Raw genomic sequence first — 15,571 nt, 5'->3', positions numbered from 1 at the left:
CCCATCAGCCCCCCCCCGCCCCCCGGGCCGCGGGCCCCGCAACGTGCGCCCCCCCGCCCCCCCCCCCCCGCGGCGCCCCCCCCCCCCCCCCGCCTGTGTGTGCGGTCTCCACCGGGGTGGACCGGCGTGCCTCTATGCCTGCGGCACCGCTGCCGCGGCGGCCCGGGCGGCGGCCGGCAAGGCACCGATGATGCGTTCCATGGCCGCGTCGTCATGCGCCGCCGAGAGGAACCAGGCCTCGAAGACGCTCGGGGGCAGGTAGACCCCGGAGTCCAGCATGGAGTGGAAGAACGGGGCGTAGCGGAAGGCCTGCTGGCCCTGCGCCTGCTCGTAATCGTGCACCCCGTGCTCGGAGGTCCCGAAGGCCACGGAGAAGAGGTTCCCGGCGGTTTGGATGGAATGGTCCAGCCCGGCGCCGTCGAACGCCTGCCGCACCGCGGCCTGCAGTTCGATGCTGCGGGCGTCCACGTGGGCGTAGACCTCGGCGGTGGCATGGGTCAGCGTCGCGATGCCGGCGGCCATCGCCACCGGGTTCCCGGAGAGGGTTCCCGCCTGGTAGACCGGGCCCAGCGGGGACAGGTGGTCCATGACCTCGGCCCGGCCGCCCAGGGCGGCGGTCGGCAGTCCACCGCCGATGACCTTGCCGAACGTGAACAGATCCGGGGTCCAGCCTTCTCCGGCCCCGGTCAGGCCCCAATAGCCGCCGGGTCCGGTACGGAACCCGGTGAGGACCTCGTCCAGGATCAGCAGGGATCCGTGGGCGGCGGTGATCCGCGACAGGGCGGCGTTGAAGCCCTCGGAGGGGGTCACCACCCCCATGTTGGCCGGCGCCGCCTCGGTGATCACGGCGGCGATGCGTTCCCCGTGCTTGACGAAGGCCGCCTCGACGGCGGCGACGTCGTTATAGGGCAGCACCAGGGTCTCGGCAGCGGTCGCCGCGGTGACCCCGGCGGAACCGGGTAGCGCCAGGGTGGCCAGACCGGAGCCGGCTGCGGCCAGCAGTCCATCCAGGTGCCCGTGGTAGCAACCGGCGAACTTCACGATCAGATCGCGGCCGGTGTAGCCGCGGGCCAGCCGGACGGCCGTCATCGTCGCCTCGGTGCCGGTGGAGACCATGCGCAGGCGTTCGACGGCGGGAACCCGATCGCTGACGAGCCGGGCCAGTCCTGCCTCGTCGGGGGTCGAGGCCCCGAAGGACAGGCCACGATCCACCGCGGCGTGCACGGCTTCCTGGACGGCGGGATGCCTGTGGCCCAGCAGGGCCGGGCCCCAGGAGCAGACCAGGTCCACGTAGTCGTTCCCGTCGGCATCGGTGAGGTGGGCGCCGTCGGCGGCCACGATGAACGGGGGCACGCCGCCGACCGAGCCGAAGGCCCGGACCGGGGAGTTCACTCCCCCGGGCATCAGACCCCGGGCGGTGTCGAAGAGTTCCTGTGAGGTGCTCATGCGTGGTTTCCTTCCTTCAGCCAGCCGGCGAGTTCGGCGGCCCAATAGGTCAAGACGGTGTCGGCGCCGGCACGGCGGATCGACAGGACGGATTCGGTGACGGCGGCGCGACGGTCGATCCAGCCGTTGGCGGCGGCGGCTTCGATCATCGCGTACTCGCCGGAGATCTGGTAGGCCGAGACCGGGACCGGCGACATGGCGGCGACGTCGGCGAGGACATCGAGGTAGCTCATGGCCGGTTTGACCATGACCAGATCCGCGCCCTCCTGAAGATCCAGTTCGACCTCGTGGATGGCTTCCCGACGGTTGGAGGCATCCATCTGGTAGGTACGCCGGTCCCCGCTCAACTGCGAATCCACGGCCTCCCGGAAGGGCCCGTAGAACGCCGAGGCGTATTTCGCCGCGTAGGCCAGCACCGAGGTGTCGGCCAACCCGGCCCCGTCCAGGGCCTGCCGAATGACGGCGACCTGGCCGTCCATCATTCCCGAGGGGGCGACCATATGGGCCCCGGCCTCGGCTTGGGCGACGGCCATCTGCGCGTAGATCGCCAGGGTGGCGTCGTTGTCCACGCGACCCTCGGAGTCCAGGACCCCGCAGTGCCCGTGGTCGGTGAATTCGTCCAGGCAGAGATCGGACATGATCACGATGTCGTCGCCGACCTCGGCCCGCACGTCGGCGATGGCGCGGTTCAGGACCCCGTCGGGGTCGATCCCCGCGCTTCCGGAGGCATCGCGTCGGGCGGGGACCCCGAACATCATGAACCCGCCCAGCCCCAGTTCGACGGCTTCGACGGCGGCGCGTTTGAGCGAATCGGTGGTGTGCTGCACGACCCCGGGCATGGAGCTGATCGGCTGTGGTTCGGTGAGGTCCTCCCGGATGAACGTGGGAAGGATCAGGTGGCGGGGGGCCAGGTCGACTTCTGCGACGAGCCGGCGCATGGCGGGGGTGGTCCGTAGCCGGCGGGGCCGGTGGGCGGGGAAAGACATTGTGGCCTTCAGCTTTCTGCCCCGGATGGCGTGCGGGGCGTTCGTGGTCTGCGGGTGGGGTTCGGGGGGGTCAGTCGGAGCCGGGCGTGCCGGCGGGGCTCCCCGGGGGCGACGGGTCATGCACGGCGGTTTCCCAGGCGTCGGCCAGTCCAACCGGGGTGGGGGTGGCGGCGATGGCCGCCGGCTCCCAGCCGTTGCGACGCAGCTCCTCGGCGGTGGAGTCCCCGATCGCGATGGCGACCACCCGATCCGGTGGGGTGCCGACCAGTCCCAGATAGCGTCTGACGATGCTCGGGGAGGTGAACAGGACGGCGTCCACTGCGGCGGGGGCGCCCCCGCTCCGGGTCAAGGCCGCCGGTTCCACCAGCGGGGCGGGTACCGGTTCGGCGTCTGCGGCGTGCAGCCGACGGGACGCCTCGGCCGGGGCGTCGACGGTGCGGTAGGCGGTGACGACCAGGGCGTCGACACCCCATTCGCGCATGCCGTCGGCCAGGGTGGTGGAGGCGATATCTGCTTGCGGCATGAAGACATCGCTTGCGGGCCCCGGGCGGGCGGGCGCCGGCCATTCGGCCAGCATGCCACGCGCCGAATGGTCGCCGGCGGGCGCGAAGTCCACGGTCAGTCCCGCCGCACCGGCGGCACGGGCCGTGGCCTCGCCGACGACGGCGATCCGGGTCCGTTCCGGTACGGGGATCCCGGTTCCGCCCAGGCCCAGCGCGGCACAGCGTTGCTGCAAGGCCAGCACCGTGGTGCGGGAGGTGAGCAGGAGCCAGTCGAATCCCCCCTCGGCCAGGCGTAAGAGCCCGTCGTCGACCCCGGTGGTGTCCTGCGGCAGTTCGAAGTCGATCAGCGGGCACAGCACGGTGGCCGCGCCGCGGGAGGCCAGTTCGGCCACGGTGGCCGCGGCCCGGTCCGCGCTGCGCAACAGCAGCGCGGACCGTCCGGCCAGCCGCTGGAGTTCGGGCACCTAGAGGCCTGCCATCCGGGCGGCTCCGGCGTCGAGCAGTTCCTCGGCCAGCCGGATCCCCAGGGTGCGCGCCCCCTCGAGGTCGAGGCGCCCGGTGGTGGCGCTGCGACGGATCCATTCACTGCCATCGGGGGCACACGCGACACCATCCAGTGTCAGCTCGCCGTCGACGATGCGGGCCAGGGCGCCGACCGGGGCCGAGCAACCGGCCTCGAGCCGACCCAGCAGCGCCCGTTCGGCGGTGATGGTCATCCGGGTTTCGGGATCGTCCAGGACCTTCAGGGCCGCGTCGACCTCGGCGTTGCCGGTACCCCCGGCGCGGACCTCCACGGCCAAGGAGCCCTGACCGGGGGCCGGGAGCATGATCCCCGGATCCAGGTACTCGGTGATGTGTTCGCCCAGGCCCAGCCGTTCGAGTCCCGCGGCAGCCAGGACCACGGCGTCCAGGTCGCCTTGGACCCCACGCCCGACACCGCCGTCGTCCTCGGGAGTGGCCGAACCGGCCACCCGGCCCAGCCGGGTGCCGACGTTGCCGCGGATGCCCACGATCTGCAGGTCGGGCCGGGCGACCTTCAGCTGGGCGCCACGACGCGGGGATCCGGTACCGACCTTGGCTCCGTGCGGGAGCTGGTCGAGCCGGAGTCCGTCCCGGGCACATAACGCGTCCCGGACGTCGACCCGTGTCGGGGTGGCCGCGATGACCAGGTCCCCGGGTTGGGCCGTGGGCAGGTCCTTGAGCGAATGGATGGCCACATCGCAGCCGCCCTCGAGCAAGGACATGCGTAGCGCCGCGGCGAAGACCCCGGTGCCTCCCAGCTGGGACAAGGGGCCGGAGGTGACGTCGCCCTCGGTTTTGACCCGGATCAGTTCATGGCCCTGTCCGGAGGCCGCGCTCAGGGCGTCGGCGACGGTCCTCGTCTGGGTCATCGCCAGTGCCGACCCCCGGGTGCCGACGCGGAAGCCCGGCTCCGACGCCGGGCCCGGTCCGTTCAGTTCCTCGCTCACGATGCGGGCACCCCCACCTCGGAGTCCACCGCGGCAATGGTCGGTTTGATCGTGCCGTCCCGCATGACCTTGGAGCAGCAGTCGGGACGGCAGACGTCGAACCAGGGGCCGAGGGCCACCTCGCTCTCCCGGCCCTGCAGCAAGGCCGTGCCGTCCGGTCCCGCCAGGCGTTCGGAGACCATGTCCACGATGCCGCGCACGAACTTCTGGTGCGTGCCCGGGGTGGCCACCCGGTTGAACGCCAGGCCCAGTTCCGCGCAGGTGTCCTTGGCCTCGGTGTCCAGGTCCCAGAGGACCTCCATGTGGTCAGAGACGAAGCCGATCGGGACCACGACCACGCCGCCGGTGCCTTCCTGGCGGTAGTCGGCCAGGGCGTCGTTGATATCCGGTTCCAACCACGGGGTGGCCGGGGAGCCCGAACGGGACTGGAACACCAGTGAATGCTCCAGCCCTGCGGCCTCGGGGACCTGGGCCAGGATGGCCTGGCCCACGGCCAGGTGCTGGGCCGAATACACGTCCGTGTCCAGGGTGGGGGCCAGATCGCGGGGGCCGGCCGCTTCGGCGTCGGAGAGCGGGATGGAGTGGGTGACGAAGACGACCCGTACCGGGGCGTCGGGGGTGCCCGCCTCGGCCAGCTGGGAGCGCACGTCGGCCAGTCCGGCGGAGAGCCCCTCGGCGAAGGGGTCCACGAATCCCGGGTGGTCGAAGTACTGGCGGACCTTATCGACCTCGAGGATGCCCTCGAGCCCGGTTTCGCGTAAGGCCACGCCCAGGTCCTCACGGTATTGGCGGCAGCTGGAGTAGCTGGAATAGGCGCTGGTGGAGAACATCAGCACCCGGCGGTGTCCGTCTTGGTGGAGCTGCTTCAGCGTTTCGGGGATGTAGGGGTCCCAGTTGCGGTTGCCCCAGTAGACGGGGACCTCGATCCCACGGGAGGCCAGTTCGGCCTCCATCGCCGACTTCAACGCCCGGTTCTGCGCGTTGATCGGGCTGATGCCGCCGTTGGCCCGGTAGTGGGTGGCGACCTCTTCGAGCCGCTCGTCGGGGATCCCGCGGCCCCGGGTGACGTTGCGCAGGAACGGAATCACGTCCTCCTGGCCTTCGGGCCCGCCGAAGGAGGCCAGCAGGATGGCGTCATAGGGTTTGGGGGCCATCCGCCCCGCGGCGTCGTAGCCTTCACGCGGGTCGAAGGACTGCTCGTTCGGCCGGCTCATCGCAGGACCTCGGCCACCTCGGCGGAGCTGATGCGCTTGCCGGTGTAGAAGGGGATCTCCTCGCGGACATGGTTGCGGGCCTCGGTGTAGCGCAGGTGGCGCATCAAATCGACCAGGTCGATCAGTTCGGGGGCTTCCAGACCCAGCAGCCACTCCCAGTCGCCCAGGGCGAAGGAGGCGACGGTGTTGGCCTGGACCTGCGGGAAGTCCCGGCCCAGCATGCCGTGGTCGCGCAGCATCTTGCCGCGTTCCTCGCCCTCGAGCAGGTACCACTCGTAGGAGCGGACGAAGGGGTAGAAGCAGAGCCACTTCTGCGGCTCCTTGCCCAGGGCGAAGGACGGGGAGTGGTTCTTGGTGAATTCCGCGTCGCGGTGCACGCCCATGGCGGAGAAGACCAGGGTGGTTTCGGCGAAGAGGTAGGTGCGGCGGATCTTGCGCACGGCCGCCTGCAGGTCATCGGGGGTGGACCCGTGCAACCACACCATGATGTCGGCGTCGTTGCGCATCCCCGACACGTCGTAGGTGCCGCGCAGCACGACGCCGGCGGCGGCGAGTTCGGCGACGAGGGCGTCGAAGGCCTCGACGCCTTCACTGCGGTCCAGGTCGGAATCGCGCTTGAACACGGTCCACAGGGTATAGAAGAGCTCTTCCTCCGGGGCGTCTGGGGTGCCGGTTTCGGTGGTGGAAGGTGCTTGGCTCACGGTGTGGCCTCAACTTTCTGCTGCTGGATATTTCGATGGGGTCTAGGCGGCCTCTCGGCCGGGGTCAACTGGCGGTGATGGAGGTCCGGGCCCTGGTGTCGGCGACGACGGAGGCCAGCCCGGTGCCGGCCAGCCAGGCGCCGACGACCTCGAGGCCGGGATGACCGGCCAGGGCGGTGCGGAAGGCCTCGACGCGGTCCCGGTGGCCGGTGGTGGCGAACGGCAGGGCCGCGTCATGACGCACCACGTCCCACCCCACCACGTCCGCTGCCGAGACGGGGACCCCCAACAGGGCGGAGGCATCGGCGATGGCGATATCACGCAGGACGGCGTCGTCGGCGGGGATCGTGCCGGGGGCATCGGACAGCCGGCCGTAGGACAGCCGGAGCACATGCGTTCCCGGTCCCGCCTCATCGGCGAGCCACTCCCATTTGGCAGTGGCATGGGTCAGTGCCTTGGCCCGGATCCCGGGGGTTCCGGGGGCCACGAGCAGCCCGGTACCCCGCGGGGCGGCATCGAGCTCGGGCTGGTCCACGACCAACGTCACCAGGGCGATGCCATGGCCTGTCTTCGGGCGCAGGGCCGCGGCATCGGGCAACAGCCCGGCCAACAGGTCCACTGCTGCGGGTCCGGGGGTGGCGATGACCAGCCGGTCGGCGGACTCAGGGGTCTCGCGCCCTTCGACGGTGACGTCCCAGCCGTCCTCGGAGGGATCGTGCGAGGGTTCGGCCCGGGCGATGGAGACGACCGGGGTTCCGGGATGCAATCGGGCTCCTGCGGCATCGAGTTCGGCCAGTAGGGCCCCCGTCAGCCGGTGCATGCCCCCGGCCAGGCCGCCGACGGCGGATCCCGCCGGGGCGGAGGCGCGCAGCGCAGCCACTCCCCGGGCCAGGGAATGGTGCTCGGCCATGGCGGCGCGTAGACCGGGGGCGACCGTATCGACGTCGAGGGTCGTCGGATCGGCCGAGTGCACCCCCGCGACGATGGGGGTCACCAGGGACTCCAGGACGGCTTGACCCATCCGGGCCGCCACCAGCTCGCCCAGGCTGATCGGTTCCTTGGCCTGGCGGCGGGTCACCGGCATGGCCAGATCGGTGGCGGCCCGGACACACCCCGCGGCACCGATCACCGTCTTGACGTCCTCGGCCCAGGGATCCGCCGGGATGCCGAGCAGGGCGGTGGCCGGCATCGGCATGGCGCGGGGGCCGCCGCGTTTGGCGCCGTCGACGGCGTGGTAGAGCCAGGACCCCGCGGGGTTCGGCGACTGGAGCGATGCTCCCAGTCCGAGTTCTGTGGCCAGATCGGCCACCGCGGTGGAGCGGACAGCGAAGGAATCGGCCCCCGCATCCAGGTCCAGCCCGGCCACCTGGTGGCTGGCCACGGCCCCGCCGAAGCGGGGGGAGGCCTCGAAGACGTCGACCTGGTGTCCGGTCAAGGACAGTTCACGGGCCGCCACAAGCCCGGAGATCCCTCCCCCGACCACGATCGCGCGGGGTGCCGAGGCGTGGCCCGGAGTACCGGCTAGCTGCCCGGCCTGCGTCATCCCTACGTCCTTTCCGCGGTGGGGACCCGCCCAGGGTCCCCCACCATTATCGCCCCGTGTCCTGACCGTCAGGTGTGCACGGCGTCAGCCGGCGGTCGGCGGGATGGAGTGGATGAGCTCCACGATCCGGGTCAGCACCTCGGGCTCGGTGTCCGGGGGCACCCCGTGGCCGAGGTTCACGACATGCCCGGGAGCCTCCTCGCCGGAGGCCAGGACGTCCCGGACATGGGCTTCGAGCACTTCCCAGGGGGCGGTCAGCAGGGCCGGGTCGATATTGCCCTGCAGCACGTTCCCCCCGGAGAGACGGCGGTTGGCTTCGGCCAGGCTCAGCCGGTAATCCACCCCGACGACGTCGGCACCACAGTCACGCATGGCCGTCAGGAGTTCACCGGTCCCGGTGCCGAAATGCACCAGCGGCACGCCCAGGTCCTTGACCCGGGAGAAGGCCAGCGTGGAGGACGGCGCCGCGAACTTCTCGTAGTCGGCCAGCGACAGGCTTCCGGCCCAGGAGTCGAAGAGCTGCCCGGCACTGGCACCTGCCTCCAGCTGGGCGCGCAGGAACGCGCCGGAGGCTTCCGCGGCCCATTCGGCCAGGGCGTTCCAGGTCTGCGGATCGTTGTGCATCATCCGGCGCGGGCCCAGATGGTCGCGGGAGGGCTTGCCTTCGACCATGTAGGCGGCGACGGTGAACGGGGCCCCGGCGAAGCCGACCAGCGGGGTGCTGCCCAGCTCGGCGACGGTCAGGGCCACGGCCTCCCGGATGGGATCCAGCGAGGCATCGGTCAGTTGGGGCAACCGGGCCACGTCGGCCGCGGTGCGCACCGGTTCGTCCAGGACCGGGCCGACCCCGGGGACGATGTCCACGCCGACTCCTGCGAGCTTGAGCGGGATGACGATATCGGAGAAGAAGATCCCCGCGTCCACCCCGTGGCGGCGCACCGGCTGCAGGGTGATTTCCGAAGCCATCGCGGGGTCCAGGCAGGAGTCGAGCATGTTCCCGCCTTCGCGCAGCTTGCGGTACTCGGGAAGCGAGCGTCCCGCCTGGCGCATGAACCATACGGGGCGCCGGGTGGGGACCCCGCCTCGGTAGGTGGTGATGAGATCGGATGTGGACGTACGCCCATCCATCAACGGGTGGCTAGCGCTCAAGGTCATGCTCTCATTCTGCCAAGTCCACCCACCGAACCGCTAATCCTTGATGCGCGCGCGGGACCTTCGTGGCCAACGACACGTTCTACGACTCGTAAAAAACCTGTTTCCGCCCGCCGTTCCGGGGGAACCGGGCCCGGAGGTTAGGGCAGCCTGCGTGTCCTGGAGGGCGCTCCGGAGGTACGATGTTGGACATTGTGGTTTTCCTAGCACTTGTCGCCTCCCATTCTGATATCGACCTCGAAACGGTGGCCCGGCTGAGCGCCGCCTCCGACGGGGTCGCTTCTGCCGTGCTCGACGGCACCACCCCGGTCTCCGGCGCCGTCGTCCTGTCCACGTGCAACCGCTACGAGGTCTACTGCGAGGCCCCCGGCCAGGACGAGGTTCCCGCAGCACGCCAGGCAGTCATCGAGCAGATCTCCGCCGCCTCCGGGCTGGCCGAGGAGCAGGTGTCCCAGGCCTTGGAGACCAAGACGGAGGACGACGCCGTCTCCCACCTTTTCGCCGTGGGCGCCGGACTCGATTCGGCGGTGATCGGCGAACGTGAGATCGCCGGACAGGTCAAACGGGCCCTCATCGATGCCCAGGCCACCGGCACGGCCTCCGGATCCCTGGTCCGGTTGTTCCAGAGTGCTTCACGGGCCGCCAAGGACGTCGGGACCCGCACCGCATTGGGCGGGCGCGGCCTGTCCATCGTCTCGGTGGCCCTGGACCTGTCCGAGGACCTTTCGGCCACCACCAGCTGGGCGGACCTCAACGTCGTCATCTTCGGCACCGGCGCCTATGCCGGGGCCACCATGGCCCGGCTGAAGGAACGCGGCGCCCACGAGGTGTCCGTCTATTCGGCCTCCGGCCGGGCCGATGTCTTCGCCGCCTCCCGCGGCGGAACGGCCATCGACGATGCTGCCCTGCCCACCGTGTTGCGTGAGGCCGACGTCTTGATCGGCTGCAGCGGCGGCGGGGTGCGCATCGATGCGGCCGAGCTGCGGGCGTTGGATCGGAACGGCAGGCCCCTGGTCGCGATCGACCTGGCACTGACCCACGATGTGGACCCCGATGTCCTCGAGCTGGACGGCGTCGAATTGATCACCCTGGAGTCGGTGCGCATGGCCGCTCCCGCCGAACAGTCGGAGGCCGTGGCCCAGGCACGGGCCATCGTCACCGATGCCGCAGATAAGTTCGCTGGTCAGCAGCGCCAGCGCAGTGCCGATACCGCGATCGTCGCGCTGCGCAAGCACACCCAGAAGGTCCTGGAGACCGAAGTGCAGAAGGTCCGCGCCCAGCATGGGTGCACCGCTGCCGCCGAGGAAGTCGAATTCGCCATGCGCCGCATGATGCGCCAGCTCCTCCATGTCCCGACCGTGAGGGCCAGGGACCTGGCCGCCGAGGGTCGGCATGGCGATGTCGAGGACGCCCTGGGCACGCTCTTCGGCATCGAGCTGGAGGACGTCCCCGTGGCCCGGGGCCCCGGGGACGGGCAGCAGCCCCGGCCCGCGGATCCGGTCACCGGCCCGGCGGGATTGCCGGCAACGGGCACCGACGGCGCCCCCTGCCCCGGACGCCGCGAAGCCTAGCGGCCTCCGCGGGCCGCCTCGCGGCCGGGGCCCTAGTACATCGACTTCCCGGGTTCCACCTGCTCGACCCAGGCGGCGATGCCCCCGGATAGGTGCCGTACGTTGTCATAGCCGTGGTCCAGCAGATAGCCCAGTACTTCGCCGGAGCGTCCGCCTGATTTGCAGTGCAGCACCACGTCCTTGTTCCGGGGCACGTCGATGTCTCCCCCGAGGACCTGGCCGCGCGGGGCCAGTTCGGCTCCGTCGATGGCGACGATCTCCGCCTCGCCTGCTTCCCTGACATCGAGCAGCACGAAGTCCCTGCTCCCGGCGGCCCGCTCCCCCAGCAGATCGCGGAGTCCCAGCGGATCGATCGTCGGCAGTTCACGCTCCGTCGCCTCGGCCGGGGCGATCCCGCAGAAGGCAGGATAGTCCTGGAGCAGTTCGGTGGGCTGGACGGTCTCAGGGTCGGGCCGCAAACGGATTTCACGCCAGTTCATGGCCAGGGCGTCGAGGATGAGCACCCGGCCCAGCAGGGACTCACCGATCCCGGTGATCAGTTTGATGGCCTCGGCGGCCATGACCGCCCCGATCTGTGCGCACAGCACCCCGAAGACTCCGCCTTCGGCACAGGAGGGGACGCTTCCGGCCGGCGGGGCCTCCGGGTACAGGTCCCGATAGGTGGGGCCCTGGCCGTTCCAGAAGACGCTCACCTGGCCGTCGAAACGCAGGATCGAACCCCAGACATAGGGTTTGCCCAGGATCGCTGCGGCGTCGTTGACCAGATAGCGGGTGGCGAAGTTGTCGGTGCCGTCCAGGATGAGGTCGTAATCGGCGAAGACCTCCAACGCGTTGGTGCTGTCCAGATGCACCTCGTGCAGGACGACGTCGGTGAACGGGTTGATCTCGGCGATGCTCTCCCGGGCGGACTCGCCCTTCCCCTGCCCCAGATTGGACACGCCGTGGATGACTTGGCGTTGCAGGTTCGAGACCTCGACCGTGTCGTCCTCCACGATCCCGATCGTCCCGACACCGGCGGCCGCCAGATAGAGCAGGGCCGGAGAGCCCAGCCCGCCGGCGCCCATGACCAGGACTCGGGCGTTCTTCAGTCGTCGCTGTCCCTCCAGACCGACCTCGGGGATGATGATGTGCCGTGAATACCGTTTGAGTTCGTCCGGGCCCAGTTCGGCTGCTGGTTCGACCAGGGGGCCGGGAGCTGTTCGTATCGCGTCCTGCATTTTCCCAGCCTAGTCCCAGCCACGGAATACCCATGGGTAGAATGACTCCATCCGTAACGACGACGACGTTGCGGAGGAAAGGCAGGCAGTGGAGCGCAGTCCAGAAAATTCCCAGCGGACCCCTCGGATGCCGCGGGACCAGCGACGGCGGCAATTGCTTCAGGCCGCGCACCAGGTCTTCGTGGCCCATGGCTACCATGGTGCTGCCATGGACGAGATCGCCGATGTCGCCATGGTCAGCAAGCCGGTGCTCTACCAGCACTTCCCGGGCAAACGCGAACTCTATCTCGCGCTGCTCGACGAACACCTGCAGGCCTTGTCCGAACGCCTGCTCAAGGCCATTGCCTCCACCACCGACAACAAGCAGCGGGTCCAGGCGACCATCCGCGAGTTCTTCGGCTTCATCGCCGGGGACAGCCAGGCCCACCGTCTGGTCTTCGAATCGGATCTGATGCATGATTCCGCCGTCAGTTCGCGTCTGGAGACGTTCAACGCCGGTTTCGCCGACGCCATCGCCGGGGTCATCGCCGAGGACACCGGGCTCAGCCAGGCCCAAGCGGTGCTGTTGGGCCGGGCCATGTCCGGCATGGCGCAGGTCGCGGCCCGCTACTGGCTCGAGCTGGAGGGCGAGGTCGACCTCGACGAGGCCAGCGACCTGGTCTCGCGTTTAGCTTGGCGCGGAATCGCTCGGTTCCCGAAGGAATCCTGACGTAGATTTGACCCTGACGTATATGGGCGACGCTTCAGGCGCCCACCCCGACTTAAGAGGAGCCACCATGGACGTGCGCATCGGAATCCAGAATGTTGCCCGCGAGGTTGTCATCGAATCGGCTGAAACCACGGAGCAGGTCACCCAGACCGTCCGTGATGCCATCAGCGGATCCACCGATCTGGTGCTCAGTGATTCCAAGGGCCGCCAGGTCATCGTTCCCGCCGGTGTCATCGGCTATGTCGAGGTCGGCGCCGAGGAACCGCGTCGCGTGGGCTTCGCCGCCCAGGCCTAGCAGGCCGCATGCCGAGCAACGGCCGGCCCCGACGGTAGACGTCGGGGCCGGCCGTTTTTCGTGGCCCGGCGTCGCCGTGGTCAGGAATCCTGCGGTCCGTCAGGGGTTCTCGCCATCGTTCCCTTCGTGCACGGCCGGGTGTCGCTGCGGTTCGGCACTCCCGCCGTCCCGTGTCGCGGCCTGGGAGACGGCCTCGGCGAAGCCCGTGTCCTGGCCGGTCACCTGACTGCCTGCCTCATGGGAGGACACCGCCAGGAACACGGTGTCGTAGCGCCAGTCCAGATCGGGGTGGTGGTTGCGTTCCTCGGCGATCGCCCCCACGGCGGCGATGAACCCGATGGCCGCGGCCGAGGATTCGAAGGCATAGGCGGTCACCAGGGCACCTCGTCGATGCCGCCAATCCGGCAGCCCGGCCAAGGCCTCATTGATTTGGGTACCGGTCAGGACGCCGTCGCCCGGGCCGGTGGATGGATCGGTCATGATCTCTCCTTTCGCTCCCTGGGCCCATGCTCGTGCGAGCGGCTCAGGCAGTCAACCCCAAGGCGGCCATCCTGCGTGAATGGTTCTCCACGAGCTGGGCGAACAAGACGCCCAGGGGTTCCTCCCCGGCCTCATCCGCCTCGGTGATCAGTGCGTCGTTGAACAGGCCGCTATCGGCGATCCTGCGGGCCTGGGTGAGGGCCTCGCCGAGCAGCCGCCGTCCCCACAACGCCAAGCGGGAGGCCAGTCGGGGATCTTCCGCCAGGGCTTCCTGGAGGCGTTCGTGGAGCCATTGGTTCTGTGCGTCCAGCGCCTGCACCTCCTGGACGAGTCCACGGACGTCGGGATCCAGGCCCCGGGAGATGGCAACATAGAAATCCCCCGAGACCGAGTCGATGACGTGGGCCTTCATCAGGGATTCGTACCAGTCCCCCGGGCGGGTGCGATCGTGCAGGGCATCGATGGAGGCCACGAACGGTTCCATGGAATCCGTCGGCTCGGCCCCCCGGGAGGTGATGACCTCCACGACCCGTTCGTAGTGCCCGAACTCGTGGACCGCCAGACGGGCCAGCGCCACCCGGTCGATGATGGTCGGTGAGAAGCGGGCATCGGAGGACAGGCGTTCGAACGCGGTCAGTTCCCGGTAGGCCATCAGCCCGCATAGGGCCAGTTCGGCCCGGGCTCGGGTCGCGTCGTCAAGGGTCGGCGGTGGCAGCTCGGTCATGCAGGCCAGCCTACCTCCGGCACGGTTCCTCCCCGGCCCGGGCGCTGGTTTCCTTCCATGTTGTGGTTAGGCTGAATCCGTGGTGCACAAACCCCTTGAGCTGAAGACCAATGCCGCGCAGACCCGTCTCGTCCAGGCATTGGACTCGGTGGTGTCCGCGTTGGAGCTTCCCGGGGACTATCCCCCGCAGGCGTTGGCCGAGGCCAGGACCGCCATCGATTCCCTGGTCCTGCCCGACCACGATCTGACGGAAATCGAGTTCGTCACCATCGATCCGGCCGCTTCCACCGATCTCGACCAGGCCGTCCACCTCGCCCGTGACGGGGAGGGCTATGTGGTCCGCTATGCCATCGCCGATGTCCCGGCCCTGGTCGAGCTGGGCGGCGCCCTCGACGCCGAGACCAGGCACCGTGGACAGACCCTGTATCTGCCGGGCCACCGGGTGCCCCTGCACCCGGAGATCATCAGCGAGGATGCCGGCTCGTTGCTGCCCGGGCAACGCCGTGGCGCCTATGTCTGGACGTTCCACCTGGATGCGGCGGCACTGGTGCGCCGGACCGGGCTCCTCCGGGCCACGGTGTGCAGTCGGCAGAAGCTCGACTACGCCGGGGTCCAGGCCTCGATCGACGAGGGGCATGCCTCGGAGTCGCTGGCACTGTTGAAGGAAGTCGGGCTCAAGCGCATCGAGGCCGAACGCGAGCGCGGTGGGGCGAGCCTGCGCATCCCCGAGCAGGAGGTCGAGGTGGACGAGGACGGGGTCCCCTGCCTGACCGTCCGGGCGGCCCTGCCGGTGGAGGACTGGAATGCGCAGATCTCCTTGCTGACCGGGATGGAGGCCGCCCGGATCATGCTCGAGGGCGGGATCGGGATCCTGCGGACCATGCCCGCCCCCGATGAGCACGGGTCCACGGCCTTCCGCCGCCAGGCCGCCTCCCTGGGGACCCCCTGGCGCGACGGGGTCCCCTACGGGGAGTTCCTGCGCTCGCTCGATGTCACCGAGCCCCGTCAGCTGGCCATCATGCATGCCGCCACCTCGCTCTTCCGGGGGGCCGGGTATACCGCGTTCGACGGCGAAGCCCCCGAGGAACGGATCCAGGCGGCCATCGCTGCCCCCTATGCGCACACCACGGCCCCGTTGCGCCGGCTGGTGGACCGGTTCAGCCTCGTCGTCTGCGAGCATCTGGTCCGCGGAGCCGAGGTTCCTGCGGGAATCCGCCGGGCCCTTGTCCTGCTGCCGGAGCTGATGCAGTCCTCCAACCAGGTGGCGGGAACCGCCGAACGGGCAGCCATCGATACCGTCGAGGCCGCCCTGCTCTCGGACCGGATCGGGGAGAAATTCGATGCGATCACCCTCAATGGCACCACCGCCGAGCAGGCGGCCAGGGCCCGGGAGAACGGTGAGGCCCCGGGCGGGCGCCTGCAGCTTCTGGACCCGGCGGTCAACGCCCGCTTCCTGGGCCGGGCCGAAGCCGGCGAACGCGTCCAGGCCGAACTGATCGAGGCCGATATCGACCGGCGCACCGTACTGTTCAGGATCGACTAAACGACCGGCCGGCGGCCC

At 69.8% G+C, this 15,571-nt stretch carries 15 protein-coding genes; 4 read left to right on the top strand and 11 right to left on the bottom strand.

The genetic code is table 11. The annotated features are described in order from the left end of the window. Positions 1–132: 132 nt before the first annotated feature. From hemL to hemE, 8 genes are all read right to left on the bottom strand, one after another. On the bottom strand, positions 133–1,446 hold the full coding sequence (hemL, locus tag ACT3UE_RS04465; protein ID WP_444555728.1) for a glutamate-1-semialdehyde 2,1-aminomutase: 1,314 nt from the start codon (positions 1,444–1,446) through the stop codon (positions 133–135). Continuing rightward, positions 1,443–2,432, bottom strand: coding sequence for a porphobilinogen synthase (gene hemB / locus ACT3UE_RS04460; protein WP_444555727.1), 990 nt, complete (start codon positions 2,430–2,432; stop codon positions 1,443–1,445). Before hemB ends, hemL begins: the two co-directional genes overlap by 4 nt. Positions 2,433–2,502: 70 nt before the next feature. Further along, positions 2,503–3,399, bottom strand: coding sequence for a uroporphyrinogen-III synthase (locus tag ACT3UE_RS04455; RefSeq protein WP_444566300.1), 897 nt, complete (start codon positions 3,397–3,399; stop codon positions 2,503–2,505). Further along, the gene (hemC, locus tag ACT3UE_RS04450) at positions 3,400–4,404 is read right to left on the bottom strand and encodes a hydroxymethylbilane synthase (protein WP_444561461.1); all 1,005 of its coding nucleotides are present in this window, start codon (positions 4,402–4,404) and stop codon (positions 3,400–3,402) included. Beyond that, positions 4,401–5,618, bottom strand: coding sequence for a ferrochelatase (locus ACT3UE_RS04445; protein WP_444555724.1), 1,218 nt, complete (start codon positions 5,616–5,618; stop codon positions 4,401–4,403). Before ACT3UE_RS04445 ends, hemC begins: the two co-directional genes overlap by 4 nt. Beyond that, positions 5,615–6,319 carry a hydrogen peroxide-dependent heme synthase gene (gene hemQ / locus ACT3UE_RS04440; RefSeq protein ID WP_444555723.1) on the bottom strand — a complete coding sequence of 235 codons (705 nt, stop codon included), beginning with the start codon at positions 6,317–6,319 and terminating at the stop codon, positions 5,615–5,617. The genes ACT3UE_RS04445 and hemQ overlap by 4 nt, the downstream gene beginning before the upstream one ends. 64 nt (positions 6,320–6,383) lie before the next feature. Further along, positions 6,384–7,862 carry a protoporphyrinogen oxidase gene (gene hemG / locus ACT3UE_RS04435; protein WP_444566299.1) on the bottom strand — a complete coding sequence of 493 codons (1,479 nt, stop codon included), beginning with the start codon at positions 7,860–7,862 and terminating at the stop codon, positions 6,384–6,386. An 84-nt stretch (positions 7,863–7,946) separates the two neighbouring features. Beyond that, positions 7,947–9,017, bottom strand: a complete 1,071-nt coding sequence (gene hemE, locus ACT3UE_RS04430) for a uroporphyrinogen decarboxylase (protein ID WP_444566298.1) — start codon at positions 9,015–9,017, stop codon at positions 7,947–7,949. A 191-nt stretch (positions 9,018–9,208) separates the two neighbouring features. On the opposite strand from hemE, the gene ACT3UE_RS04425 reads away from it, so the two are divergent. Beyond that, complete coding sequence (locus ACT3UE_RS04425) at positions 9,209–10,585, top strand: glutamyl-tRNA reductase (RefSeq protein WP_444566297.1); 1,377 nt, start codon at positions 9,209–9,211, stop codon at positions 10,583–10,585. Positions 10,586–10,617: 32 nt separating this feature from the next. Here ACT3UE_RS04425 and moeB read toward each other — a convergent pair whose 3' ends face one another. Then, complete coding sequence (gene moeB, locus ACT3UE_RS04420) at positions 10,618–11,802, bottom strand: molybdopterin-synthase adenylyltransferase MoeB (RefSeq protein WP_444566296.1); 1,185 nt, start codon at positions 11,800–11,802, stop codon at positions 10,618–10,620. A gap of 127 nt (positions 11,803–11,929) precedes the next feature. Here moeB and ACT3UE_RS04415 point away from each other — a divergent pair, with 127 nt between their 5' ends. Beyond that, a complete protein-coding gene (locus ACT3UE_RS04415; RefSeq protein ID WP_444555310.1) occupies positions 11,930–12,511 on the top strand; it encodes a TetR/AcrR family transcriptional regulator in 582 nt (193 codons plus the stop codon). 67 nt (positions 12,512–12,578) lie between these two features. Then, the gene (locus ACT3UE_RS04410) at positions 12,579–12,806 is read left to right on the top strand and encodes a DUF3107 domain-containing protein (RefSeq protein WP_444566295.1); all 228 of its coding nucleotides are present in this window, start codon (positions 12,579–12,581) and stop codon (positions 12,804–12,806) included. Between the two features lie 99 nt (positions 12,807–12,905). On the opposite strand, the gene ACT3UE_RS04405 is transcribed toward ACT3UE_RS04410, so the two are convergent. Continuing rightward, positions 12,906–13,286: a 4a-hydroxytetrahydrobiopterin dehydratase gene (locus ACT3UE_RS04405; RefSeq protein WP_444555308.1), complete on the bottom strand. Its 381-nt coding sequence runs from the start codon at positions 13,284–13,286 to the stop codon at positions 12,906–12,908. Positions 13,287–13,329: 43 nt separating this feature from the next. Further along, positions 13,330–14,010, bottom strand: a complete 681-nt coding sequence (locus ACT3UE_RS04400) for a ferritin-like fold-containing protein (RefSeq protein WP_444555307.1) — start codon at positions 14,008–14,010, stop codon at positions 13,330–13,332. Positions 14,011–14,089: 79 nt separating this feature from the next. Between ACT3UE_RS04400 and ACT3UE_RS04395 the strand changes: the two genes are divergently transcribed. Next, positions 14,090–15,553 (top strand): RNB domain-containing ribonuclease, encoded by a 1,464-nt coding sequence (locus ACT3UE_RS04395; protein WP_444555306.1) that lies wholly within the window; start codon positions 14,090–14,092, stop codon positions 15,551–15,553. Positions 15,554–15,571: the final 18 nt, after the last annotated feature.

This window comes from Arthrobacter sp. 179, from assembly GCF_052379645.1.
Taxonomy (GTDB): Bacteria; Actinomycetota; Actinomycetes; order Actinomycetales; family Micrococcaceae; genus Arthrobacter_H.
This window is presented reverse-complemented; position numbering and strand designations above follow the sequence as displayed.

What these genes read in the sequence shown, in the direction of transcription:
- hemL (WP_444555728.1), bottom strand. Translation starts at nt 1,446, where the DNA reads ATGAGCACCTCACAGGAACTCTTCGACACCGCCCGGGGTCTGATGCCC.
- hemB (WP_444555727.1), bottom strand. Translation starts at nt 2,432, where the DNA reads ATGTCTTTCCCCGCCCACCGGCCCCGCCGGCTACGGACCACCCCCGCC.
- ACT3UE_RS04445 (WP_444555724.1), bottom strand. Translation starts at nt 5,618, where the DNA reads ATGAGCCGGCCGAACGAGCAGTCCTTCGACCCGCGTGAAGGCTACGAC.
- hemG (WP_444566299.1), bottom strand. Translation starts at nt 7,862, where the DNA reads ATGACGCAGGCCGGGCAGCTAGCCGGTACTCCGGGCCACGCCTCGGCA.
- hemE (WP_444566298.1), bottom strand. Translation starts at nt 9,017, where the DNA reads ATGACCTTGAGCGCTAGCCACCCGTTGATGGATGGGCGTACGTCCACA.
- moeB (WP_444566296.1), bottom strand. Translation starts at nt 11,802, where the DNA reads ATGCAGGACGCGATACGAACAGCTCCCGGCCCCCTGGTCGAACCAGCA.
- ACT3UE_RS04415 (WP_444555310.1), top strand. Translation starts at nt 11,930, where the DNA reads ATGCCGCGGGACCAGCGACGGCGGCAATTGCTTCAGGCCGCGCACCAG.
- ACT3UE_RS04410 (WP_444566295.1), top strand. Translation starts at nt 12,579, where the DNA reads ATGGACGTGCGCATCGGAATCCAGAATGTTGCCCGCGAGGTTGTCATC.
- ACT3UE_RS04405 (WP_444555308.1), bottom strand. Translation starts at nt 13,286, where the DNA reads ATGACCGATCCATCCACCGGCCCGGGCGACGGCGTCCTGACCGGTACC.
- ACT3UE_RS04400 (WP_444555307.1), bottom strand. Translation starts at nt 14,010, where the DNA reads ATGACCGAGCTGCCACCGCCGACCCTTGACGACGCGACCCGAGCCCGG.